The 24,353-nt window shown below is 39.4% G+C and carries 26 protein-coding genes and 1 pseudogene; 23 read left to right on the forward strand and 4 right to left on the reverse strand.

Features of this window, described 5'->3' with window-relative positions:
- The first annotated feature begins 488 nt into the window (after positions 1–488).
- From J2Y03_RS04670 to J2Y03_RS04730, 12 genes and pseudogenes are all read left to right on the forward strand, one after another.
- Positions 489–1,556, forward strand: coding sequence for an LLM class flavin-dependent oxidoreductase (locus J2Y03_RS04670; RefSeq protein WP_310191173.1), 1,068 nt, complete (start codon positions 489–491; stop codon positions 1,554–1,556).
- A 53-nt stretch (positions 1,557–1,609) separates the two neighbouring features.
- Positions 1,610–2,014, forward strand: a complete 405-nt coding sequence (locus J2Y03_RS04675; RefSeq protein ID WP_132094843.1) for a nuclear transport factor 2 family protein — start codon at positions 1,610–1,612, stop codon at positions 2,012–2,014.
- 142 nt (positions 2,015–2,156) lie between these two features.
- Positions 2,157–3,326, forward strand: coding sequence for a thiolase C-terminal domain-containing protein (locus tag J2Y03_RS04680; protein ID WP_310191178.1), 1,170 nt, complete (start codon positions 2,157–2,159; stop codon positions 3,324–3,326).
- A 54-nt stretch (positions 3,327–3,380) separates the two neighbouring features.
- Positions 3,381–3,806, forward strand: coding sequence for a Zn-ribbon domain-containing OB-fold protein (locus J2Y03_RS04685; RefSeq protein ID WP_310191181.1), 426 nt, complete (start codon positions 3,381–3,383; stop codon positions 3,804–3,806).
- A 76-nt stretch (positions 3,807–3,882) separates the two neighbouring features.
- Positions 3,883–5,466 carry an AMP-binding protein gene (locus J2Y03_RS04690; protein ID WP_310191184.1) on the forward strand — a complete coding sequence of 528 codons (1,584 nt, stop codon included), beginning with the start codon at positions 3,883–3,885 and terminating at the stop codon, positions 5,464–5,466.
- 30 nt (positions 5,467–5,496) lie between these two features.
- Entirely contained in the window at positions 5,497–7,083 is a 1,587-nt protein-coding gene (locus J2Y03_RS04695) for an AMP-binding protein (RefSeq protein ID WP_310191187.1), read from the forward strand.
- Between the two features lie 120 nt (positions 7,084–7,203).
- Positions 7,204–7,581: a Rieske (2Fe-2S) protein gene (locus J2Y03_RS04700; RefSeq protein WP_132094851.1), complete on the forward strand. Its 378-nt coding sequence runs from the start codon at positions 7,204–7,206 to the stop codon at positions 7,579–7,581.
- Positions 7,582–7,710: 129 nt separating this feature from the next.
- Positions 7,711–8,841: an amidohydrolase family protein gene (locus tag J2Y03_RS04705; RefSeq protein ID WP_132094853.1), complete on the forward strand. Its 1,131-nt coding sequence runs from the start codon at positions 7,711–7,713 to the stop codon at positions 8,839–8,841.
- Positions 8,842–8,928: 87 nt separating this feature from the next.
- On the forward strand, positions 8,929–9,093 hold the full coding sequence (locus J2Y03_RS04710) for a hypothetical protein (protein ID WP_310191190.1): 165 nt from the start codon (positions 8,929–8,931) through the stop codon (positions 9,091–9,093).
- A 380-nt stretch (positions 9,094–9,473) separates the two neighbouring features.
- Positions 9,474–9,826, forward strand: a pseudogene (locus J2Y03_RS28860) (thiolase family protein).
- Positions 9,826–10,137 carry a PhlB family protein gene (locus J2Y03_RS04725; RefSeq protein WP_310191198.1) on the forward strand — a complete coding sequence of 104 codons (312 nt, stop codon included), beginning with the start codon at positions 9,826–9,828 and terminating at the stop codon, positions 10,135–10,137. Before J2Y03_RS28860 ends, J2Y03_RS04725 begins: the two are co-directional and overlap by 1 nt.
- A 284-nt stretch (positions 10,138–10,421) precedes the next feature.
- Positions 10,422–11,780 (forward strand): MFS transporter, encoded by a 1,359-nt coding sequence (locus J2Y03_RS04730; protein ID WP_132094857.1) that lies wholly within the window; start codon positions 10,422–10,424, stop codon positions 11,778–11,780.
- Positions 11,781–12,124: 344 nt separating this feature from the next.
- On the opposite strand, the gene J2Y03_RS04735 is transcribed toward J2Y03_RS04730, so the two are convergent.
- Together J2Y03_RS04735 and J2Y03_RS04740 are read right to left on the reverse strand one after the other, a co-directional pair.
- Entirely contained in the window at positions 12,125–12,271 is a 147-nt protein-coding gene (locus J2Y03_RS04735; RefSeq protein ID WP_310191203.1) for a helix-turn-helix domain-containing protein, read from the reverse strand.
- Between the two features lie 289 nt (positions 12,272–12,560).
- On the reverse strand, positions 12,561–12,713 hold the full coding sequence (locus J2Y03_RS04740; RefSeq protein ID WP_310191206.1) for a hypothetical protein: 153 nt from the start codon (positions 12,711–12,713) through the stop codon (positions 12,561–12,563).
- Between the two features lie 80 nt (positions 12,714–12,793).
- Between J2Y03_RS04740 and J2Y03_RS04745 the strand changes: the two genes are divergently transcribed.
- The 6 genes from J2Y03_RS04745 to J2Y03_RS04770 all read left to right on the forward strand — a co-directional run bounded on the left by J2Y03_RS04745 (position 12,794) and on the right by J2Y03_RS04770 (position 16,585).
- Complete coding sequence (locus tag J2Y03_RS04745) at positions 12,794–12,958, forward strand: hypothetical protein (RefSeq protein WP_310191209.1); 165 nt, start codon at positions 12,794–12,796, stop codon at positions 12,956–12,958.
- Between the two features lie 158 nt (positions 12,959–13,116).
- On the forward strand, positions 13,117–13,530 hold the full coding sequence (locus J2Y03_RS04750; protein ID WP_310191212.1) for a nuclear transport factor 2 family protein: 414 nt from the start codon (positions 13,117–13,119) through the stop codon (positions 13,528–13,530).
- Between the two features lie 32 nt (positions 13,531–13,562).
- Positions 13,563–13,976, forward strand: a complete 414-nt coding sequence (locus tag J2Y03_RS04755) for a nuclear transport factor 2 family protein (RefSeq protein WP_310191214.1) — start codon at positions 13,563–13,565, stop codon at positions 13,974–13,976.
- 124 nt (positions 13,977–14,100) lie between these two features.
- Positions 14,101–15,660 (forward strand): AMP-binding protein, encoded by a 1,560-nt coding sequence (locus J2Y03_RS04760; protein ID WP_310191217.1) that lies wholly within the window; start codon positions 14,101–14,103, stop codon positions 15,658–15,660.
- Positions 15,657–16,112, forward strand: coding sequence for an FAS1-like dehydratase domain-containing protein (locus tag J2Y03_RS04765; protein ID WP_310191221.1), 456 nt, complete (start codon positions 15,657–15,659; stop codon positions 16,110–16,112). The genes J2Y03_RS04760 and J2Y03_RS04765 overlap by 4 nt, the downstream gene beginning before the upstream one ends.
- A gap of 65 nt (positions 16,113–16,177) precedes the next feature.
- Positions 16,178–16,585, forward strand: a complete 408-nt coding sequence (locus J2Y03_RS04770; RefSeq protein WP_310191224.1) for a hotdog family protein — start codon at positions 16,178–16,180, stop codon at positions 16,583–16,585.
- Between the two features lie 261 nt (positions 16,586–16,846).
- Here the strand turns inward: J2Y03_RS04770 and J2Y03_RS04775 are convergent, their stop codons facing one another.
- Together J2Y03_RS04775 and J2Y03_RS04780 are read right to left on the reverse strand one after the other, a co-directional pair.
- Complete coding sequence (locus J2Y03_RS04775) at positions 16,847–17,545, reverse strand: EthD domain-containing protein (protein ID WP_310191227.1); 699 nt, start codon at positions 17,543–17,545, stop codon at positions 16,847–16,849.
- Between the two features lie 89 nt (positions 17,546–17,634).
- Positions 17,635–18,588 (reverse strand): alpha/beta hydrolase, encoded by a 954-nt coding sequence (locus tag J2Y03_RS04780; RefSeq protein WP_310191230.1) that lies wholly within the window; start codon positions 18,586–18,588, stop codon positions 17,635–17,637.
- Between the two features lie 373 nt (positions 18,589–18,961).
- On the opposite strand from J2Y03_RS04780, the gene J2Y03_RS04785 reads away from it, so the two are divergent.
- The 5 genes from J2Y03_RS04785 (at position 18,962) to J2Y03_RS04805 (ending at position 24,048) form a co-directional block, all read left to right on the forward strand.
- On the forward strand, positions 18,962–20,455 hold the full coding sequence (locus tag J2Y03_RS04785; RefSeq protein ID WP_310191234.1) for an aldehyde dehydrogenase family protein: 1,494 nt from the start codon (positions 18,962–18,964) through the stop codon (positions 20,453–20,455).
- A 109-nt stretch (positions 20,456–20,564) separates the two neighbouring features.
- On the forward strand, positions 20,565–21,599 hold the full coding sequence (locus J2Y03_RS04790; protein WP_310191237.1) for a zinc-binding dehydrogenase: 1,035 nt from the start codon (positions 20,565–20,567) through the stop codon (positions 21,597–21,599).
- Between the two features lie 285 nt (positions 21,600–21,884).
- Positions 21,885–22,964 carry a phosphotransferase family protein gene (locus tag J2Y03_RS04795; RefSeq protein WP_396954160.1) on the forward strand — a complete coding sequence of 360 codons (1,080 nt, stop codon included), beginning with the start codon at positions 21,885–21,887 and terminating at the stop codon, positions 22,962–22,964.
- Between the two features lie 224 nt (positions 22,965–23,188).
- On the forward strand, positions 23,189–23,794 hold the full coding sequence (locus J2Y03_RS04800; RefSeq protein WP_310191242.1) for a TetR/AcrR family transcriptional regulator: 606 nt from the start codon (positions 23,189–23,191) through the stop codon (positions 23,792–23,794).
- Between the two features lie 71 nt (positions 23,795–23,865).
- Positions 23,866–24,048, forward strand: a complete 183-nt coding sequence (locus J2Y03_RS04805) for a hypothetical protein (protein WP_310191246.1) — start codon at positions 23,866–23,868, stop codon at positions 24,046–24,048.
- Positions 24,049–24,353: the final 305 nt, after the last annotated feature.

Genomic DNA, 24,353 nt, shown 5'->3' on the forward strand with positions numbered 1-24,353 from the left:
TTGTTTTATATTATAGCTTGCATTTAATATTAATAGCTCACAGTATTTCGTTAACGAAAAACACCTACATGATACTAGATTTCATCCTCACAATATTCATTTTATGTATTAAGTTGTAAGCGCTTAATAACAAAATTTATAAGACCTCATAAAACCGTTTCACCTCAGCTGCTAAACTTCTAAGAGTAATAATTTGATTTAAATCAATTATCTTAAGTTGAGCAAAAACAACCTTACCAAGCAAAATGCGAAAATCCTTCTATATTGTTTTACAAAGTTAAGTTGCGTTCTTTTTAAGGACTAAATTTATAAGATTGTTGGTTACTTGAAGGGAGTGATGGATCAAGACTAGCAGAAAAAAGAAATTTTAAGAGTGTGGTTTTAAAACAAACGCTTGATTTTATGAGTAAATTTTCAAACAAACGTTTGTATGTTATATGGTAGTTCAAATAATTTATATAAAAACAAAATGAAGGAGTGTTTACAGTATGGGTATTAAAATGGGTCTTTTCTATGTTAACGAGTGTCATGATGGAAACTATGAGCGTGCATATGGGGAAATGCTAGAGCAAATTCAATACGGAGAAGAACTTGGTTTTGAAAGTGTTTGGTTAGCAGAACACCATTTTAGTGCCTATGGCAGTATGCCTTCTCCTCAGGTTGCAGCCGCAGCTATTTCACAAATTACAGAAAAAATGGATATTGGAATTGGTATTAGTATACTTAACTTTGATAATCCTGTTCGTATCGCTGAAGACTATGCAATGGTTGATGTCTTAAGTAAAGGCCGTTTAAAGTTTGGAGCTGGACGCGGCTATCAGCCGATGGAAGCAAAAGGTCTCGGAATTAGTTTAGAAAAAACAAGGGAACGCTATTGGGAGTATGTAGACATTATCCAAGGTTTATGGAACAATTACACGTTCAGCTATAATGGTGAATTCTATTCCTTTGAAAACCTTATGTTAACTCCAAAACCGGTTCAAAAACGAATTCCATTCTATCATGCATGTATCAGTCCAGAATCTTTTGATTTAATGGTTGAAAAGAATGCGCAAGAGTTTATGGTAACTCCAACTCTTATGGTTTTAGATGATGTATTAGAATATACAAGACGTACAAGGGATCGTTTGCTTGCAAAAGGAATTGATCCAAAGATTCATATGAACTTGCAAATGAATATTGCTGATGACACAGCTCAAGCAATTAAGAATGTTGAACAATCCATGATCACTTATTTTGATAAAGTACTTGAATTAATTCCAGGAGCAAAAGGTACACAAGCTCCTGCAACGTATGAGCGCTTCGCAGAAGTGGCAAAAGAGTTTGATGGCCCGCTAAATATTGGTGCTCTAAACACAGGTGGCGTTGTGATATTAGATAGTCCTCAAGGAGCTGTGAACCGTCTTGAACCTGTAGAAGATGCAGGAATTGACAGCATGTCTTGTTGGTTCCGCATGGGTGACTTAGAACACCGCCAGGTTATGAAAGCAATGAAGCGTTTTGCAGATGAAGTAATGCCTTACTTTAAGTCTCCTGCAAGAAGAGTAAACGTTTAATCAACCATGCCTTGTAAAGAAGCAATTTTTCGTTTAAAAAGGAGAGGGTCCAATTGGGGAAAATTGAAGAACAAAACAAAGAAGTAGTCACTAATTTTATGAAAACATTCTCGACTGGGAATATTGATGCCTTTATGGAATATATGTCCGATAAAGCCACTTGGTGGGTTGCCGGTACAATTGAAGGTATTTCTGGAGAAAAGGATATGAAGGAATTCAGAGCAATGAATTCTGGAATTGCAGAAGGAACAAAAACTGGTGCGATTACTTTAACTCCTCTTGCAATCACAGCGGAGGGAAATCGAGTAGCGGTAGAAACAGAATCATATGCTGAGCTAAACAACGGACGTGTCTATAACAATATCTATCACTTCCTATTTGTAGTGGAAAACGGGAAGATTGAGAAAGTAAAAGAATACTTAGATACTGAACATACACGAAAAGTATTCCTAGATTAAAGAAAACGCCTCAAAGAAATGAAACAGATTAATAGAACAATTAAGACAGGGTGAATGGAAAGACATTTACCCTGTCTTCATGACTATTAATCATTTTGATATAATGCTAGATTTATTAATTTCAAATAAAGGAGGTATAAAAATGAGTTCCTTACGAGGAAAAGTAGCCATTGTCGGTGCGGCAGATACTGAGGTCGGAATTGTCCCTCATATGAGTGCTACACAGCTTTGTGTCGACGCAGGTCTGCGTGCAATAAAAGACGCAGGGATTAGCAAGAATCAGATTGATGGGTTAATCACCTGTAATTCTTTTGCTGAACCATACATGTATCATGCGGAAGCCATCGCAGAATACATGCAAATTTTCCCACGTGTTTGTTTAAGTGTAAACACAGGGGGAGGAACAACTTTTTCTGTTCTTCATCACGCCGCTTCTGCGATTTTATCAGGAATGTGTGATACGGTGTTGATCACGATGGCAGACAGTTTGAAAAGCGGATTAACCCGTGAACAAGCAATGTCCATGCAAGTCTCTGCAGGTCATGGTCAATTTGAATTACCATATGGACCATCAGTTCCATCATTATATGCCCTTATTGCCAAAGCGCATATGAATCAATACGGAACAACAGAAGAACAGTTTGCAGAGATCGCCGTTGCCTGCCGTAAACACGCTAGTCTGAATCCCACTGCCCAGATGAGAGAATTAATTACCGTCGAGAATGTGGTGAATTCAAGAATGATTGCTGACCCGCTGCATCTTTTAGATTGTTCATTAATATCTGACGGAGGTTCGGCGGTTATTCTCACTTCTGCGGAACGAGTAAAGGAATTCCCTAATCAGCCTGTTTATCTATTAGGGATTGGAGAAGGTCATAGTCATGAACATATTAGTCAGGCACGCAGCCTTACCACTTCCGCAGCGGTTGAATCCGGACAACGTGCCTATGAAATGGCAGGCTTAGGTCCAAACGATATTGATTTTGCCCAGTTATATGATTGTTTTACCCCAACTGTCCTGATTGAAATCGAAGACCTCGGATTTTGTGAAAAAGGAGAAGGCGGAGCCTTTGTTGAAAATGGAGAGATTCAACTAGGCGGAAAATTACCTATAAACACTCATGGCGGATTGTTGTCTCATTGTCATCCTGGTAATCCTGGTTCCATGTTTGCCCTCACGGAAGCCGTTCTTCAACTTCGTCATCAGGCTGGTGATCGTCAAGTTCCGGGGGCACAGTTGGGTCTTGTCCATGGCCAGGGCGGCATAATGTCAAGCCATACTACAATGATTCTAGGAAGAGAGCAAATTTAAGGTTCAATTGTTATTGCTAGAAAAGAGATTGTAATTAATGTGAGGTCGATACTTATGAAAGATCATTCTGGAAAATTATTTCCCCGTCCAACCGTTGAAACCACTCCTTATTGGGAAGGCTGCCGGAACCATGAATTGCTAATCCAGCAATGTCAGGATTGTGGGCACCACCAATTTTATCCGCGAATAATGTGTACGGATTGCTCGAGTGCTCATGTTGAATGGGTGCCTGCAACTGGAAGGGGAAAGGTAAAAAGCTTTACGATTATGCACCGAGCGATAACAAAAGCCTATTTAGTGGAAGCACCGTATGTGATCGCCTTAATTGAACTTGAAGAAGGACCAACGATGATGAGCAATGTGGTGGAATGTGATGTGAATTCTGTTGAAATTGGGTTGGAGGTTGAAGTCGTTTTTGATGACTGGTCTGAAGAAATCTCCATTCCAAAATTTAAACCTTTAGCACTCCAAGAATCTTGATCAGTGGTTCATAGATTTTATTCTTTATCACTTGCATGATAATTGATCGATATCCTTATTAGGAGGAAAGGGACAAATGTATACTGGAACTCAAACATTTGGAAAAATTGTTGAATACCGTGCTGAAAAGGCCCCAAACTCACGATTCGTCCGCTTTTCATCGATTGATCTCACCTATGGTCAATTTCATCGCGAGGGAAATAAAATAGCTCATGTGATGAACTCGTTAGGATTATCAAAGGGACAAACCTGCGCGGTAATGTTGCCAAATAGCCCCGAGTTTCTTGCCACTTGGCTTGGTCTTGCCCGTCTTGGTGTCATCGAAGTACCAATCAATGTGGCGTATCGTGGCGATTTATTGGCGTATATTTTGAATAAAGCAGAATGTAAAGCGATCGTTATCTCTTCTCAATGGGTGGAACGATTAGAAGATATCTCGAAAGAACTGGAACATCTTCAGCATGTGATTGTCGTTGGAGAGGATATTGAGCCATTGCCGGACCCCATGATAGGTCATTCATATAAAAACTTAATGGAGAATGCAAGCAGTGTTTCCTTAAATATTGAGATTTCACCAAATAATCCTTCATTAATTTTATTTACTTCTGGAACGACGGGACCAACAAAGGGCGCGATCTTAAGCCATCGAGCAAACTTTGCCCTCGCATCTACGTGTTGTGACCTAATGAATTATGGTCCAGACGATCGTCTATTTACCGTGTTCCCACTTTTTCACGTGAACGCTCGTTATGCGACGATTTTGCCTGCGTTAATCGCTGGTAGTGATGTTGTTATGCATGAAAGATTCTCTGCTTCAAGATTTTGGGATATTTGTCGAGCAGAGCAAATTACAACCTTTACGTATATGGGTTCGCTTCTGACGATGCTGATGAAGCAGCCTGAACGGCCGAATGATGCTGACAATCCAGTACGAATGATTCAAGGAGCACCGGCACCATTGGAAATATTTGAGGATTTTGAAAAACGGTTTAATCTGAGAATTACTGAAGCTTATGGGTCGACAGAAGTAGGGTTAGCAATGGTCAACCGTGCGGAATCCTTCCGTAAAGGCTCCTGTGGAAAAGCTGTTCCTGTCTATGAAGTGGCCATTCACGATGAAAACGATCAACCCTGCCCTGTCGGGGAAGTCGGGGAAATTGTAGTGCGTCCTAAGGAACCCGGAGTATTATTTTCAGGGTATTATGGAATGCCTGAAGCAACGGTTGAAACGTGGCGTAACCTATGGTTCCATACTGGAGACCGTGGACGTATCGATGAGGATGGATACTTCTATTTTGTCGATCGAAAAAAAGATGTTATTCGAAGAAGAGGAGAGAATATTTCTTCGTACGAAATTGAACATGTTATCAATACGCATCCAAAGGTTGCGGAAGCTGCACTCGTAGGTGTTCCTTCAGAGCTGTCGGAAGAAGAAGTAATGGCTGTTGTGATTTTACGTGAGGGTGAGCTAGATCCAGAAGAGCTATTAGATTTTTGTCAGCCGCGAATGGCTCATTTTGCTTTACCTCGGTATATAAGGTTTGTGAAAGAGTTTCCAAGAACACCTTCGCAACGAATTGAAAAATATAAGCTTCGTTCAGAAGGAATTACTCCAGATTCATGGGATCGTGAAAAGATAGGCTATAAAATTCATCGTTAAGATTTTGAATGCTAGGAAGGGGATGGAAAAATGTATAAAGGAGTCGAAACATTCGGGAAGATTGTTGAGCATCGTGCGGAAATAAAACCTTATGCTCGGTTTGTTCGTTTTGAAAATCAGGATCTTACGTATGACCAACTTCATCGAAGTGGAAACAAAGTGGCAAATTTTATCACGTCACTAGGATTATCAAAGGGCCAAACCTGTGCGGTCATGCTACCGAATAGTCCTGAGTTTTTAGCAACATGGTTAGGTCTGTCGCGTCTTGGGGTCATCGAAGTTCCGATTAACACGGCATTTCGAGGAGACCTGCTGACGTATATTCTAAATAAAGCAGAGTGTCAAGCGGTGGTTGTTTCCTCTCAATGGGTGGAACGTGTGAATCAAATTTCTAGTGAACTTACCCATCTTCGACATGTCATTGTTGTTGGCGAAGATTATGAGGCAATCGATCCTCAACTAGTTTATCATTCTTATGCGGACCTTTTTGCTATGACGAGCGATGCAGCCGTTGATGTAAAAGTGGAGCCAAAGGACACCGCCCTTATACTGTTTACGTCTGGAACGACGGGTCCGTCAAAAGGGGTCATTCTCAGCCATACAGCGACTTTTAGTGTGGCGAAAACGGCATGTGAGTTGATGAAGTATGGACCAGAAGATCGGTTATTTACCGCATTTCCTTTGTTTCATGTTAACGCTAGATACACATCGATTCTAGTCGCGTTACTAGTGGGTGGGGATGTTGTGATGCATAGTCGATTTTCGGCATCAAGGTTCTGGGATACCATGAGAAGGGAACAAGTAACCGCCTTCAATTTTATGGGCTCTCTCTTAACAATGCTGATGAAGCAGCCCGAACGTTCGAACGATGCTGATAACCCGGTGAAAAAAGCATTTGGTGCCCCAACACCAGTGGAAATTTATGAGGATTTTCAAAATCGATTTCAGTTGAAAATATCTGAAGTGTATGGTTCAACGGAATTAGGAACAGCTCTATACAACCCAGCGGATTCCTTTAAAAAAAGTTCCTGCGGCTTTCCTGTTCCAGTTTATGAGGTTGAAATTCATGATGAAAATGACAATCCATGTCCTCCTGGAGTGGCTGGTGAAATTGTCGTTCGTCCAAAGAAACCTGGTATTCTTTTTTCAGGATATTACGGCATGCCTGAGGCAACCGTGGAAGCTTGGAGAAATCTTTGGTTTCATACGGGCGATACTGGAAAAATGGATGAAGACGGATATTTCTATTTTCTCGATCGCAAGAAAGATGTTGTTCGCAGAAGAGGGGAGAATATATCGTCTTATGAAGTGGAACGTGTCATCAATGATCATCCAAAGGTTTTCGAATCTGCGGTCATCGGCGTGCCGTCTGAACTTTCTGAAGAAGAAGTGATGGTAGTAGTGATTGTGCAAGACGGTGTAGAGCTAAAACCCGAGGAGTTACTGGATTTCTGTCAAGATCGCATGGCACACTTTGCGGTTCCACGCTTTATTCGCTTTGTTAAGGAACTACCGAAAAACACCTCTCAAAGAGTGGAAAAATACAAGCTTCGCCAAGAGGGAATGAAAGAAGATACTTGGGATCGCGAACGTGTTGGGTATGAAGTGAGGAGATAAATAGGTAAAATGACCCTTTTTATAATATTTAGAATATTTGGAATTGACTTAGGGTAATTTCATACTTATAATGGGTCAAGTAGGTAGAATGTAATATATTTTATAAGGGAGGGTTCATCTTTGAAATCAAATGTGAAGGAATTAGAAAGAACTGTAGTTTGTAAAAAGAGTGAGATGCAACCAGGAGATCGTAAGGTTGTTCAGGTTAGGAGAATATCCATTCTAGTTGTTCGAAAAGAAGATGAGTTTTATGCAGTTCGAAATGCGTGCCCTCACCAAGGTGCAGAATTTGAAAAAGGTGTTTTGAGAGGGGCGGCAAGGGCAACATCAGAGATTAAAGAAGTCTATTACGAAAAACCAGGTGGATTTATTTACTGTCCATGGCACCATTGGAGTTTTGATGTCGAAACTGGATGCTCGATGCATGATCCTGAGAACACAAAAATTAAAACATTTGAAGTAAAAGTAGAAGCAGACGAGGTTGTTGTTTACGCGTAAACTATTAAAAAAAATCAAACAATCATTTATTTTATTTTCCAAATCAAACAACTATTTGTTTTAAAAAGATATTCACTCTTAGTTTGAATGCAAATACGTAAGACCTAATATTGAAAGGGGATAAGAAAAATGAGTAAAACTCTTGAAAAAAGTAAAATACAATCAGCCGTTAATAGTAAAGTCATTCCTGTAATTGATTGTGATGTTCATCCAAATCCTAAAAGCTATGAAGACCTTAATCCTTATTTAAGTGATTATTGGAGAGATTTCTTAACTGATTGTAAATGGAAAGGTGTATTCCCAGGGATTCCAATTATGGCGATTGTTGCAAATGCTGGTCATCGCATGGATAGTATTCCTCCTGAAGGGGGCCTAGGGTGTTCTTCACTTGATTTCTTTAGAGAACAAGTCGCTGATAAATACAATTATGCAAACGCTATTCTCTTCCCAGACTCAAGCTTTATGTTAGCCGCTTCAGCACAGCATGAAATGGCAACAGCTGTTGCGAGCGCTTACAACGACTGGCAAATTGATACTTGGTTAGCAAAGGATCCTAGTCTTCGCGGTTCTGTTATTATTGCCCCTCAAGATCCGGAAGCTGCTGCGCGTGAAATCGATCGTGTTGGAAGTCATCCGCAAATGGCTCAAGTTGGATTTTCGATTCATTCACCATATGGGGGATGGGGAGATAAACGTTATCATCCTATTTGGGAGGCCGCAATACGAAATGGACTTGTTTGTACATTTCATGTATCGGTTCCAGGAGGACTATTTAGGCAGGGGCCAGTTATAGGAAACTATTATCCTGAGGCGCAAACAAATAATGGATTAACCTACCAAGCACAGATTAATAGCATCGTTTTTGGCGGTGTATTAGAAAAATATCAAGATCTTAAAATGGTCTTCGTTGAAGGTGGATTTGCTTATTTGCCAAACTTAATGTACACAATGGACACTCACTGGAGAAACTTAAAACGCGAGGTTCCTTGGATAAAACGTTCGCCAAGTCAGCAAATTCGGGAACAAATGTGGTTTGGAACTCAGCCATTTATTGAACCTGAGCGTCATGAGGATGAAGAGCATGTCATTCAAATTATTAAAATGATTGGTGAAGACCGAATTCTATTTGCAAGTGACTACCCTCATTGGGAGTTTGATGCACCACATGCTGCTTTTGCGAGGATGCCAAAAGATTTAAAAGAGAAAATACTTTATAAAAATGCAATGAAGGTGTATGGACTTCCAGATCCAACAAAGTAATTTAGACAGCACATTATCCTATCCACTTATTATCTTCATAAGTGGATAGGAAAGTGCTAGGTGGCGATAGTATTTACTCTACAGAATTTGCTTAGTGACAGCGGTAATATGAAAAACTATAAAACGAGTTTTGGTACGGGAGGAGGAACGACTTTTTCTATCCTTCACCATGCGGCGTCAGCAAGTTTGACCGGAGTCTGCGATACTGTATTGATTACAATGGCAGACAGTCTGCGAAGCGGATTGAATTAGGAGCAGGCAATGGCTATGCTAGCATCCACCGGACATTCTCAATTTGAAATTCCCTATGGTCCATCAGTACCTTCTTTATATGCACTGATAGCTCAGGCACATATGGGAAAATACGGAACAACCTCTGAGCAATTTGCCGCCATTGCCGTTGCTTGTCGCAAACATGCAAGTCTTAATCCGAACGCTCAAATGCGAGATTTAATCACGGTGGAAGACGTATTAAATTCACGTAGGCTTGCTGATCCCTTGCATCTTTTGGATTGCTCTTTAATTTCATATGGTGGCTCAGCTGTTATTCTTACATCTGCCGTGCGAGCTTCCGATTTTCCAAATCATCCAGTCTACATACTCGGTGTTGGTAAGGACACAGCCATGAGCATATTAGCCAAGCACGCAGTCTCACCACCTCTGCTACCGTCGAATCTGGGCAGCGCGCCTATGAAATGGCTGTGTTGGGTCCACAGGATATCGATTTTGCCCAACTTTACGATTGCTTTACCCCGACCGTTCTGATCGAGTTGGAAGATATTGGTTTTTGTGGAAAAGGAGAAGGGGGATCTTTCGTTGAAAGTGGTGCAATTGAACTGAGGGGAAGATTCCGGTGAACACCCACGTAGGCTTGCTGTCTCATTGTCACCCAGGGAATCCTGGATCAATCTTTGCATTAACGGAAGCTGTCATGCAACTTCGCCATCAGGCTGGAGAACGTCAGGTTCCTGGTGCAGGACGATGATGAGTAATGTGGTTCAATGTGATCCTAAAAGCGTTGTAATAGGTATGGAGGTTGAAGTCGTTTTTGAGGATTGGTCCAAAGAGATTTCGATTCCAAAATTTCGTCCCAAACATAACAAAAAAAATAACGAAGTAAATAAAACGGTTGTTTGTTTGATTTGCGAAATAGAACGGGTGATCAACACTCATCACAAAGCCCTGGACTCAGCGGCGATTGGCGTTCCCTCAGAAATCTCAGAGAATGAAGTACTGGCAGTTGTGATCTTGCGCGAAGGTGAAAAGCTTAACCCAGAAGAACTACTCGACTTTTGACAGTCCAGAATGGCCTATTTTGCTGTTCCTCGTTATGTAAAGGAATTTCCAAGAACCCCATCCCAAAGGATCGAAAAATACAAGCTAAGGGTGGAAGGTGTAACTGGCGATACGTGGGTCCCTGAACTCGTCGGGTATAAGGTACTCCGTTAAGGGTTGTCAATGATAATGAATAATCGTTAAGATTATCTTTTTATTAACTTAACTTGTCTAACAACCTCTCAAGTTCATTTGAAAATTTGGAATGAATGTGAACGCGATTCTACTATTCTAGGAGGAATACTATGCGAAAGATTAACGTAGCACAAGTAGTTGATGAGAGTAAATTTAACTCTCTACATTTGGGAGTTGTTGCATGGTGCGCCTTTATTATGTTATGTGATGGTTATGACATGATCGTATTCGGTTCTGTCATTCCTAGTATTAGCGTAGAATGGGGAATCACGACAAGTACAGCTGGTGCTATAGGAAGTTTAGCCATGTTTGGAAGTTTAATAGGATCACTGGTTTGTGGAATTCTAGCTGATTTTTTGGGACGAAAGAGGGTAATTATCTTTTGTTTCATTATTTTTAGTTTTTTTACCTTCTTAACCGGATTTGCTCAAGGACCCGTTGATTTTACCATTTACCGCTTTATTGGTGGCTTGGGATTAGGTGGGATGCCACCACTTCTAATCGCAATTACTTCTGAATATGCACCAAAGCCTAGTAGAAGTATGCTTGTTGGTTTAATATCGTCGGGTTTTGCTATTGGAGGGATTGGGGTAGCGTTATTAGGAATATTCATTATTCCAAGATTTGGTTGGGAATGGATGTTTTTTATCGGTGGACTACCTTTAATAGCCGTTCCATTCATGATTAAGTATATGCCTGAATCGTTAGCATTTCTTGTTGTAAGAAAAGATAATGAAAAAGTCAGTTCCATATTAAAACGATTAAATCCATTATATATACCTAAAAAAGATGATAGCTTTGAAGTTTATTTACCTAAAGCAGGTATGCCCGTAGCAAAGCTTTTTGACGAAAGGCGAGGGTTTTCAACAATCATGTTCTGGATTACATCATTTATGGCTTTATTAGTGATATATGGATTGGGTACGTGGCTTCCTCAACTAATGGTTCAAGCTGGCTATCCTTTAACATCTAGTTTACTGTTCTTGTTTGCTTTAAATATTGGAGTGATGGTAGGTAATATTACTGGAGGATTGTTAGCAGATCGCAAAGCACCAAAAAAGGTAATTGCCGGTATGTTAATACTGGGTGCTATTAGTTTAAGTTTACTTGGACTCAAGCCAGGGACAATCATATTGTACCTATTGGTAGCCATTGCAGGAGCATGCTCCAATGGTCCTGGAACTACGAACTACGGTTACGCCTCCAAGTTCTACCCAACTCACATAAGATCTACTGGGGTCGGCTGGACTAGCGGAATTGGCCGTATTGGTGCAATGCTAGGACCGGCTTTTGGCGGATTGTTACTTGAATTAAGCTTACCAACACATATGAATTTTATCAGCTTTGCGATTCCGGCTCTTTTAGGAGCCCTAGCCATATCGTTTGTTCAAGATAAGTACAGCGACTTTAATATGATTGCGAATAAGCCTGTACAACAATTTGGGAAACAGCAAGTAAACCTTAAATAAATTATATAGAATCATAACCAATATGATTGATACGGATCAAAAGGGGATAAAAATGTGTACTGTGGAATAGAAACGTTTGGGAAAATAGTTGAACACCGTGGCAGAGTTGAAAGTCCTGAGGAATGAAGGCTTCCTGAATTAGTGCCTGCGTTTGGCTACGATTTTACGAATGTTAGAGGCAGAGCCTTTAAAATCATATTCATCTTGTAATCTACTAAAGATTTTAAGGGCGGTATGCTTTTGTTTTCTCCAGTTCTTTTGATCGTCTTCTAACCATTGGACAATGATTGGAATGACACGCTTTGTTTCTGAAGAATATTCTTTTGTTCCATAAACGTTTTTTCTTAAGACTGTTGTCGGGCTGTATTGTTTTTAAGGTATTTGCTTACCGTGTTACGGGATATTCCTAGTTTTGTCGCTATTTGTCTTTGTGACAAACCTTCAACCTCTTTTAAGAATTTGATATTATGAAATTGAGCCATTTCGATCATCCTTTTAGTCCTCTCATATTGAAGGAAGTTTGGTCACTTCCTATCATAAGAGAGGTTAATAGAATTGGAAATCATGTGGCTCATTTTTTATGTGATCAAACCATAGAAAAACGGCTCAAATCTAGATTATCAAAAACAATCCCCATCGATGCTATAAAATTAGCAACTTTATTTCTACTCCGATGAAATTGTTCATACGTCAAATCCGTTTTTTCGAAGCGAATAAATCTTGCATATGGTTTAGCTTCCGTACCAATTCCAATTCGATTGGGGAGAGGCGGATATTATTCTACAGGGTCGAAAACAACGCATTTTCCTCTTCTGCGTTTAGCTCTCCGCAAGTCGTATGAGGTTTGTCAGAGCGTATCTTCATGAAAAACACTACTAATTCTGCAGCTGAAATAAACTCAACCTTATAGCCATTTTTAATCATTGCGTTCATAGGACCGAATGTGTTTAGCGATCACAATGCCGAGCCCCGTTGCTAGATGCGACTTGCCAGTCCCACTGAAGGGAGATTTTGTGGAGAAGAAGGAAAACATAATATTTTTAGGAATTGAGTTGGATGTTCACTGGATTTGGCGAGCAGGATCGAATCCAATAGACATTATTCCTCGTTATGCCAATCGAATCCGAGCCATTCATTTAGAGGATTATCGTGTTGGAGAAATAAATATCCTTGGCTAAGTATCTTTTTATTCCAATAAAGCATCCGTAATGGGCACTTGTCGATTGATGAAAGAAGCAACGAGGTAGGCATGGGAACTTTTTGAAAAGGAAGTAAAAGGCGGCAAGGAATTAATTCAGGCCCTCGGAGAGATTGAGTCAAATAAGGAGTGATGAAAGTGAATCAAGGAGAAAGGCTTGCCATTCATGAAGTATTATATAGAGCTGCACATGGATATGACTCGCATAATGTTGACATGTTAACAGAATGTTTTACGAAAGATGCAGTAATGACGATACGTGTTAGCGGCGGTGATTTGATTGGTCCTTATGATGGTCAAGAGGCGGTACTGAATTTTATGAAACGAGCAATGAAACGGCAAACAGATAAACGCTTGCACCAGATCTCGAATATTTTCTTTGAGAGTGAAGGAGAAGAGGAAGCAGTTGCTCTTTCCAGTCTAACTCTTATGGCAGCGGAGAATGGAGTTTGTCAGCTTTTGTCAACCGGTATTTACCGCGATGAAGTAGTAAAGGTTAATGGGCGTTGGAAAGTTAGCAAGCGGCATCTTGATATTGAGCTGCCTGTTTAACAAAAGAGTTTAAATAAAAGGAGCGGATAAGGATGAATTCGAACGAAAAATTAGCCATTCATGAATTATTATATAAATCGGCATACGGGTATGATTCACGTACGATTGAAATGTTAGCAAATTGTTACGCAGAGGAAGCTGTAATGACCATGTGCATTGCAGATGGAGAGTTAATCGGACCTTTTGAAGGCCATAAAGAAATCATGAAAATGATGACGGGTGCAATGGAAAGTCAGACAGACAAGCGATTGCATAATATTTCAAATGTATTTTTTGAAAAAGAAGGGGATGAAGCGGCTACAGTCCTTTCAAGTTTAACATTGACGGCGGTGGAGAATGGAAGCATTCAGCTGTTAACGACAGGAATTTATCGTGATGAGGTTGTAAAAGTGGGAGGAAGCTGGAAGATCTTGAAACGCCATTTAGATTTGGATTTACCATTCTAATTCTTTAGGAACAGGAATTCTCTTTTTCCAGAGGCAGAAGGTGCCCTTAGATGATCTATAACAGGGCGCTTTTTATTTATGAACAGCATATATAAACCAAATAAAGTTGTGGAGGCATGGGGCTATGGTAAATATCGGACAAATTCCAGCGAAATACGCAAAGCTGGATCCTACAAGACCAGCATTAATCGATATTCCAAATGGTTGCCGAATGAATTATGGCACATTAGACGAACGCGTTCGCAGAGTAGCAAATGGATATATAAATGATTTAGGTCTTAAAAAAGGAGATCGCGTTGCGGTTATTTCGAAGAACAGCATCGAGTACATTGAAAATTACTTTGCTTGTGCCCGTGTTGGATTAATTATTCAGCCGCTTAATTGGCGTTTGGGTACTGGTGAATTAAGTCGTATTTTATTAGATGGAAAACCTTCTGTCCTAGTCAGTTCTGATGAGTTCCATGAAGTCCAACAAGAACTTCAAAAGCTCGTAGATATTGACCATTGGTTAGAGTATGGAGAAGATGGGGATGGATCATATGAACGGCTTGTTGAGGCTGCCTCCTCCGAAGAACCAAAACAGTCCGCAACCGTCGGCGATAACGACCCAATGTTAATTCTTTATACAGGCGGGACCACGGGAGAATCTAAAGGAGCTCTGCATACGCATAAAGGTTTTTATGCTGGGATGTTAAATCAGACAGTTGGGGAGCGTATTGTTCCTACAGATGTCTACATGCTGACAGGACAGATGTTCCACATCCCAATTGTTCTTGCGGTTAATTACATGGCTCATGGCTGCCCTTTAGTTCTAATCAACTTTGATGCCAAATTAGCACTTGAAGTCATCGAGCAAGAACATGTATCCGCTTTCTTGGGGATCACAACTATGCTCAATTGGATGATGTCGGTTGATCATTTTGATCAGTACAATCTTAGCAGTCTTCGTAACATTCAATATGGTGGCGGACCAATGGGAATGAAAGTAGTAAAAGCAGCACTTGAATCTTTTCCTTGTACGTTAATCCAAGGTTACGGACAAACGGAAGGAATGGGAATGACGTTTCTTTCTCAGGAAGATCATTTAAATGCAATCAATGGTATTCATCCTGAACGATTGTCTTCCTGTGGTCGAGAGGCTTTTACAACTACACTTCAAATTGTAGATCCACAAGGGAATATTGTTCCTAGAGATGGGAAGACGGCTGGTGAAATTATTGTGAAATCGGATGCGAATATGATTGGGTACTGGCAAAGACCAGAACTCACTGCTAAAACCATAAGAGATGGTTGGCTATATACAGGCGATGTCGCTACATGGGACGAAGATGGATATGTATTTATTGTGGACCGCGCAAAAGACATGATCATTTCTGGGGGTGAAAATATTTACAGTACCCAGGTGGAGGACGCGATCTACCAACATGATGCCGTTCTTGAAGTAGCTGTCTTTGGTGTACCTGATGATGAGTGGGGAGAGTTAGTAAAAGCGGCAGTCGTTCTGAAACCAGGACGGACAGCTACCGAGCAAGAAATTATTGAGACAGCTAAAAAACATCTAGCTTCCTATCAGAAACCGCGTTCAGTTGAATTCGTGGATAGTCTCCCTAAATCACCAACGAGTAAGATTCTTAAGCGTGAGTTAAGGGAGAGATATCAGAATAAACGGGGGAATATGGTGTGAGTCAGTTATTGTCGAATGAACTACTAGCAAATATCGGGCGTTTAGCATCGCCAAGAAATGAAATCGTTACCCGTCGCGATATAAGGAAATATTCCATTGCGACCGGACAAAGACTTAAGAAGTATCTTGAGGGAGATGAGGCGCCACCAATGTTTCATGTCTCCCTATTTTGGGACGTAGTAGAAATGGATCAACTCAGTCCTGATGGAGTTTCGATTGATCCGCTGTTACCGGAATTTCCGTTAAAAAAAGCAATGGCTGGTGGGTTAAAAATTGAATACTTCAAGCCGATTGTGCCCGGTGACTGGTTAACGGCAATCCGGACATTAACGGATATTTACGAGAAACAGGGATCTAAGGGTCCGCTTATTTTCTATGAAATTACGATGAACGTTGTGAATGAATCAGGAGAAAAGGTACTTAAGGAAACGACCACGAGAATTTTACGTTAAAAAGGGTCTCAGAAAAATTTTCGGCCACCTATCTTGTTGCAATTGTATTTAGGGAGGAAATAGTAATGACGAAAGTAAACCAGATTCAGGTTGGCGATACGTTACCTCAACGCGAATTCAAGCCTGATAGTGTACAATTATTTCTTTATAATGCGGTCTTATTTAATGCCCATCGGATCCATTTTGACTATCCTTATACGACAGAAGCGGAAAATTATCCGGATCTAGTTGTACCTGGTCCTTTACTGGGAGATTGGCTAAATCAATGTGTAAATGAGTGGCTGGGTGAAAAGGGACATTTAGCCTCCATTGATTATTCTAATCGAAAGGCTGCCTATGTTGGCGAAACGCTTTATTCTGGAGGGAGAGTTATCTCTTATAATGAAGAAGAGAGGGAAGTCCAAATAGAGGTCTTTATAAAGAATGAAGCGGATGAAATTTTAGCTCCTGGATTGGCTGTTGTGCGAATGTAGGAATTGAATTCATACAAGTTAACAATCACCTCTAATTCAAAAGGTAACCATGGAGAGTTTTAATTAGGAAAAACCAGATGGGAAAGTTCCTATAACAGGGAATGTGTTTAAGGTTTAGAATGCAATGAGTAAGTGTTTTCTGAAGCTAACGCTAGAATCTTTGCTATCTAATATTCTATAAAATAGCGGGGAATGGGGAATCCATTCACCGCTGTTTTTCTGCAAATGAATATATGTAGAGGGAATTTTTCTATACGGATTCTACAGCTGTTTACGTACCTCGTAAGTAAAGAAAGTATCTACCTTGTCCACTAAGTTTTTCTCATCGGCAATGACTGCTTCATCATCTAGATGTCCAGCTTGCCACTGGTTAAATTCTTCAAGACTATCAAACCATATTTCTGCAAATCCGTTGTAACCAAGTGGTGATTCACCAGGTGGATAAGCGTCGTACTGAATATGGTTTTGTACATAACGGTTACAGTGCTTCCACCATGGTCTATTTATGACTAATTGGCTGTGATAGTTTGACCAATGATCGTGAAATTCTTTAACGGATATATTTTTTGATTTTTTTATAAAAGAGATTCTTTTGATCTTGCTTTTTTGCTCCCAGTTAGGGGTTGAATACTTCTCAACCTCGTTTGTAAATAAGCGGATAAGTTTGTCCTGTTCGACAAGTTTCTTTGTATCAGCAGCTACTACATTGAGTTCTGGCAGTCGTGACCATTCCTGGAAACTATCTACACTATCAACCCAAAAATGTGCGACACCGTCATAAGCTGGCTTTTGATCAGGATGCAACGCATGTAAAGTATGGGATTGAACGTATTTTCTCATATATTTAAACCAAGAGGGGGTACCCATTGCAATATCAGCATGTTCATTGAGCCAATAATCATGAAACTCGGGGATTGATAAATCGTTATTCTTTTTTATAACAGTGGATACCTTTATCAACTGATTTCCTCCTTTTTCATATTAAAGAGGCTGCAAAAGATATGAGTTATCTTAAACAGCCTCTACAAAACGATATTAAAACTAGTATGTTATTTTACAGATGCGGAGAATTGCTTTTTGAGTGCGTTTGTAATTCTCTTCATTGCATCCTGTGCATCAGACATAAGTACAGGCATCCAGAAGAACCCATGGATTTGACCATCATAACGAACGACTTCAACTGGAACTCCTGCTTCTTTTAATCTAGCAGCATAGGCCTCGCCTTCATCACGCAACACATCGTACTCACAAGTAAATACAAGTGCCGGTGGTAGACCAGTAAGGTCTTCTGCAAGAATAGGAGAAGCATACGGGTGTGATTTTTCTTCATCATTATTTAAATATTGATCCGCAAACCAACGCATAGCCGTTGTTTCTAAGTAGCAACCTTTTCCATTTTCTAAATAGGAGTTTGTGCTAAAGGAGAAGTCAGTTACTCCATATAAAATAATTTGATAGGAGATATTTGGACCCCCACGGTCTTTTGCCATTAAAGGAATCACGGCCGCTAAGTTACCTCCTGCACTATCGCCACATGTGGCAATACGGTTAGGTTCCCCATTATAATTGGCGATATTTTCAGCCGCCCATTTTGTAGCAGCATAACAGTCTTCAATTCCAACTGGGAATTTATATTCAGGCGCGAGGCGGTAATCGACAGAAACAACCAAACATTCGGTAGAATTTGCAAGCGAACGACAAATTGGGTCAACGATTTCTAAATCACCTAGTACCCAACCGCCTCCATGGAAGAACATAATAACCGGGAATGGACCTTCTCCTTCTGGAGTGTATATACGAAGTGTAATTTCCGATCCATCCACAGGAATCTGAACATCTTCAACTTTAGCAACTTCTTGTACTTCTCCACGTAAATCTTTGTAAAAAGCCATAAGCCCGTCCCGGTTTTCTTGCACGGACATTTCCTCAATTTTAGGAACACCTGAGGCAAAGGCCTCATTAATTTGATCTACTAGTTTTTTTACTGCGGGTTGTAATGTCATTCTAAATTCCTCCTATCTTTTTTGAAATCGTTTTCATGTTTATTATAGAGGCTAGTATAATAGAACGCAATACAGTAATTAGAAAATTCTAAAAGTAATTTCACCATAACGAACGATCGATCGACTAGTTGGCAGAAGAGTCAGAAAAATTAAAAGTAAATATAGACTTTACCCATAAAGGTTGATAAAATTAAATCAAACAACCGTTAGTTTTATGTAAGAGTGTTTTTTCATGTTCATGCTTGGTATTCTTCATCCAAGTACCTATGATTGTACGTAAACAATATTCTGAGTAATCGGAATAGTGTTTATAATAAAACGGCATCTTAGATTTTCCTATTTTGATAGCAAATAAAAGGAGGAGAGGATTGGGATGACTACATTAATTGCATTGCACCCAAAAGCAGTAGAGTTTACTTCCAAACCATTAAAAATGTTTATTGGTGGCCAGTGGGTAGACGCGATTTCCGGAAAAAGGACGGAAATAAGAAATCCGGCAACTGGAGAGTTGATCACAACTGCAGCCGAAGGTGATAAGGAAGATGTGGACAGAGCAGTAAGAGCTGCTAGAAAAGCATTTGAAGAAGGCCCTTGGCCAAAAATGAAACCCAATGAGCGTGCTAGATTGATTTTAAAACTAGCGGATCTAATTGAAGAAAATGCAGAAGAATTAGCTCACTTAGACACACTTGATTATGGACAGCCGGTTTCATTAACCACCGGTTTTGCAGCTGCAGCAGCAGACAATTTCCGTTACTACGCAGGATGGGCCACAAAAATTACGGGAGAAACCATACCTTCTTCGACACCAGGGAATATCTTTAATTACACAATCCGTGAACCTATTGGCGTGTGTGCAGGGATTGTTCCTTGGAATGCTCCATTAATGAATGCCATCATGAAAGTATCCGCCCCTCTTGCCGTTGGAAATACAGTGATTGTTAAACCATCTGAAGAAACTCCTATCAGTCTATTAAGATTTGCTGAACTGGTACAAGAGGCTGGTTTCCCAGATGGTGTTGTAAATATTGTCACTGGTTATGGTCCAACTGTTGGTTCAGCATTAGCATCTCACACTGATGTTGATAAAATTGCCTTTACCGGATCTACGGAAACTGGAAGACAAATTATCCAAAATAGTGCATCAAATATTAAAAAAGTAACTTTAGAACTAGGCGGAAAATCTGCCCATATTATTTTTGCAGATGCTGACTATGAAACGGCTCTTGCTAATGCTGCTAATTCGATCTTCTTTAATTCCGGTCAAGTGTGCTTTGCTGGTTCAAGATTGTTTATTGAGAGTAAAATTTATGACCGATTCCTAGCAGACCTAGCGGAATATTCCAAGAACTATAAAGTTGGAAACGGTTTCGATAAGGAGACTGTCATCGGACCTCTTATTTCAGCAAAACAGAAAAGTCGGGTCTTAAATTATTTGGATATTGGACAAAGAGAAGGGGCCGAAGTCGTGATTGGTGGAGATGCAACTGAAGCTGATTTGGCAAAAGGCCATTTCGTCAAGCCAACGGTTCTTTCTAATGTCCATAATGAAATGACCATTGCAAAAGAAGAAATTTTTGGTCCAGTCGTTGGAGCAATGCCGTTTACTGACATTGATGAGGTTGTTAAGCAGGCAAATAATACGATTTATGGTTTAGGTGGCGGAATTTGTACAACCGATCTTCGGAAAGCACATAAGGTCGCACAGGCATTGAGAACGGGGAATGTTTGGGTGAATACGTACAATATTACGGAACCTGGCTCACCATTTGGAGGATATAAACAAAGTGGACTTGGAAGGGAAAATGGCGCCGCCTCCATTGATATGTATACAGAAATTAAAAATGTTTGGATTAACTTAGATTAAGGATATGGTCCGCTAGTTTAATTGTTTTCTTTTCTTTTTACACAGGTATTTTCAAACCTTATCCATTTAAGTTTTATTAAAAAATACAGGTAAATGAGGGGGAAATTCAATGAAAGCACTTGTTTTAGAAGATATTAGAAAAATGGTTTTGAAAGATGTTCCAGATCCAACTATTGATAAAAATGGAGTCATTGTGAAAGTAAAAGCAAATGGTGTTTGCCGAAGTGATTGGCATGTATGGGCTGGGGAACTTGCTTCAGGTTCCAATGTGTTAGGCCATGAGTTATGTGGTGTCATCGAAGAGATAGGAAGCGAAGTAAAGAACTTTAAAAAAGGTGATCGCGTCATTATACCGATTACTGGAAGCGAGGGCTCATGTCCGCACTGTTTAAAAGGGAACGTTCATTTATGTGACTCTCCTGATATTCCAGGATTTACTTATTCCGGAGGTTTTGGAGAATATGTACCGGTTCCGCATGCGGATCGCAATCTCGTTCATCTTCCAGAGGAAATCGGTTTCCGTGATGGCGCCGCTCTCGGTTGCCGGGTAATGACCTCTTACCATGGAGTTGTTGATATCGCGAAGGTTCGCCCTGGAGAAACAGTTGTAGTATACGGCTGCGGCGGAATTGGCTTGTCTGCAATTCATATTGCAAAATCATTAGGGGCGCATGTAATTGGCGTGGATATTAATGAATCGAATCTGAGTTTAGCAAAAGAAATGGGTGCGATTCATACGGTAAACAGCAAAAATAATAACCCGATTGAAGCAGTCCAGGAATTAACAAGAGGTGGAGCAGATGTATCTGTGGATGCTCTAGGGATTGCCCAAACATGTGTAAATGCGATCCATAGCTTAAGAAAAGGCGGAAGACACTTACAAATTGGTGTCACCTCGAAGGCAGAATCTGGTTATATTTCGATTCCAATCGATGAGATGCTGATGAAAGGAATTCACCTGTATACAACTTTAGGTCTCCCTGTTCATCGCTTTGATAAGCTTTTGGCTTCTGTTGCTCAAGGTGATTTACAGCCAGGAAGAATGGTTTCGGGTGAGATTGCACTATCAGATGTAAATAAAATATTTGAAGATATGGCAAATTTCTCCAATACTGGAACGTATGTTATCACCGACTTTAATTAAAGTTAGTGATCTTATATAAAATACGTTTTTTGAAAAAATGTTGTTAGATAACTAGAATTCTATTGTAGCGAGGAAGAAGCAAGAAAGGAGTCCTCCCTATAATGAATTCTTTTTTGATTATTCCTGTTAAAGCGTACTCTACAGTAAACCCTATTAATGATTGTTAAAGAACCAAGCTCCATTTAGTCTATTTTTTTCAGAAAATTTAAAATATATACTTGAAAAGGATTCCATTTACGATTATAATAAAAATCAAACAACCGTTAGTTTTTTTAAATTTTGGAGGTGAATAGATTGGAACAAATAGAAAAGAAAGATACCGTTCCAGTTCGGGATGGTGAGGACTTTGATCGAAATGCATTAAAAACTTATTTAGCCGAACATATAAATGATTTCGAGAATAAAGAGCTTGAAGTAGAACAATTTACAACAGGTTTCTCGAATTTAACCTACTTTATTCGCTGCGGTGATTGGGAAGCCGTTATGCGTCGTCCACCATCAGGTCCACTTCCGCCAAAAGCACATGATATGAAACGAGAATCAGATTTATTAACTAGACTACATCCTGTTTTCCCATTCGTTCCTAAACCATATGTCTTTTGTGAAGATACAGAAGTGTTAGGCGTACCTTTTTATGTGATGGAACGAAAACAAGGGGTAGTATTAAACGATCAGTTTCCGGCTGGATTTAATGCGACGGATGAATTACGTGTAAACATTTCAATCGAGGTGGTCGATGCACTCGCTCAACTGCATACAATCGACTATAAACACGCTGATTTATCCAAATTTGGTAGGCCAAGCGGATTTTTAGAGAGACAAGTAAATGGGTGGATTCAACGCTATCTCAAGTACAAAACAGATGATATCCCGTATTTTGAAAAGCTATCTCAATGGTTGGTCGATCACATCCCTAATTCCCACTATTCGAGCTTAATTCATAATGACTATAAATTAAATAATATGTTATTCTTAAAAAATTTTACAAAAATAGAAGCGATATTAGATTGGGAAATGGCAACTGTCGCAGACCCATTTTTTGACTTAGGCGGAGCATTAGGTTATTGGTTAGAACCAGATGATCCTGACTACCTCAAAGAGAGTCTCCCAACCGTAACCACCGAGCCAGGGTTTATTACGAGGAATGAGTTTATTCATAGGTATGCAATCCAAACAGGCTATGATATTCCTCCGTTGGATTTCTATGTGACTTTTACTTATTTCAAATTGGCTGTAGCCTTACAACAAATTTATTATCGGTGGAAGGTCGGGCAGACGAACGACAGTCGATTCGCAGAGTTTAAAGATAGAGTGAGTAATCTTATGTTGTCTGCCTATGAAATCACTGAAACGGGAAAATTTTGATGGATAGAAAAAGGTTATAAGTCTTAAGGCTAGTGGTCGTGACGATACTTTTTCAACTTTACCCATTCAAGTGCAATGAGTGACCTTATTATATCTCTGAAGAATAATGGAAATGGGGCTCTAAAACCCTTCAAACAATCGTCTGTTTTATAAAAAAGATTTATGAGATATAATATTCATTATGTTAAATGAAACCTAATGAATGGGTAAAGGGGGAAAAGATGGTGGCAAAACCAAATATTAAAAAAACGAATAAATCAATTGATAAATTTAATAAAATTGTAGATGCTTCTGCCAAGGTTTTTCGGGAAAAAGGGTATAAAGCGGCCACTTTAGAGGATATTGCGAATGAGGTGGGAATGCTTAAGGGAAGCCTCTATTACTATATCGAGAAAAAAGATGATTTATTATATGCTGTTGTTGAAAGACCATTGAATGAAATGACGGAGAATTTAAAAGCGATTGTCAATTCAAGCGATTCTCCTTCTATTAAATTAGAAAAAGCTTTGAACAATCATATTTCAAGTTTTGAAAAATACCAAAGTGAGTTATTCGTTTGGATTTCAATCGAGTGGTTCAAAACGGAATTCGGCGGGGAAATTGCAACAGTTGGGGACGAATATGACCATCTTTTTCGTAAAATTGTGATAGATGGGATTGAAAAGGGAGAATTCCGCAGTGATTTAGATCCGAAACTGATGACTTTTGCCATTTTTGGTGTCTATAATTACATGCAGCGATGGTATTCACCTGAGAACAAGTATTCATTTGATGAAATTTCAAAACAATTTAATGCATTTGTACTTCAAGGAGTTTGGAGTAAACCTTAATAGCTTCCTTATTATGTGATTTCATTTTATTTGATCGTGTTAGAAACTTTAATACTTAGGAGGTGAACCCCTTGGATGAGGTAATAAAAGGTTTATTACAAAATTCACCGGGATTATCTGCCGAAAATATTCTTAACAATTGCCAAAAAATGATGAATGAAAATGTTAGAACCGATATGGTAAATAGGTATTTAAGAAGGTTAAAAAGCAGGGGAATATTAATAAATAAAAATGGTCGATGGTACTTAAGATAAAGCCATTTGCTACTTTTCGGGAAAAATCGGAATAATAGCTAAATCTTATCAGAAGGGGGAGATTCTTTTTAAGCAGTGAGGTTTCACATTGAAATTTCACTGTTTTTAAATGTCCTTTTTAGCTATTAGTAGACACTATTGGAGGCATTGTATTTTACTTTATTTCTAGTATATAATTATTTTGAACTAAAAATTTTTAATATTCATAAAATTATATACAAAACTAACTTTCTTGTTTATAATTAAAAAACAAACAGTTGTTTGATTTATGACTTTACATATTAATGAAAGGGGAGAGGTCCAAG

The organism is Neobacillus niacini (genome assembly GCF_031457145.1).
Classification (GTDB): Bacteria; Bacillota; Bacilli; order Bacillales; family Cytobacillaceae; genus Neobacillus; species Neobacillus niacini_J.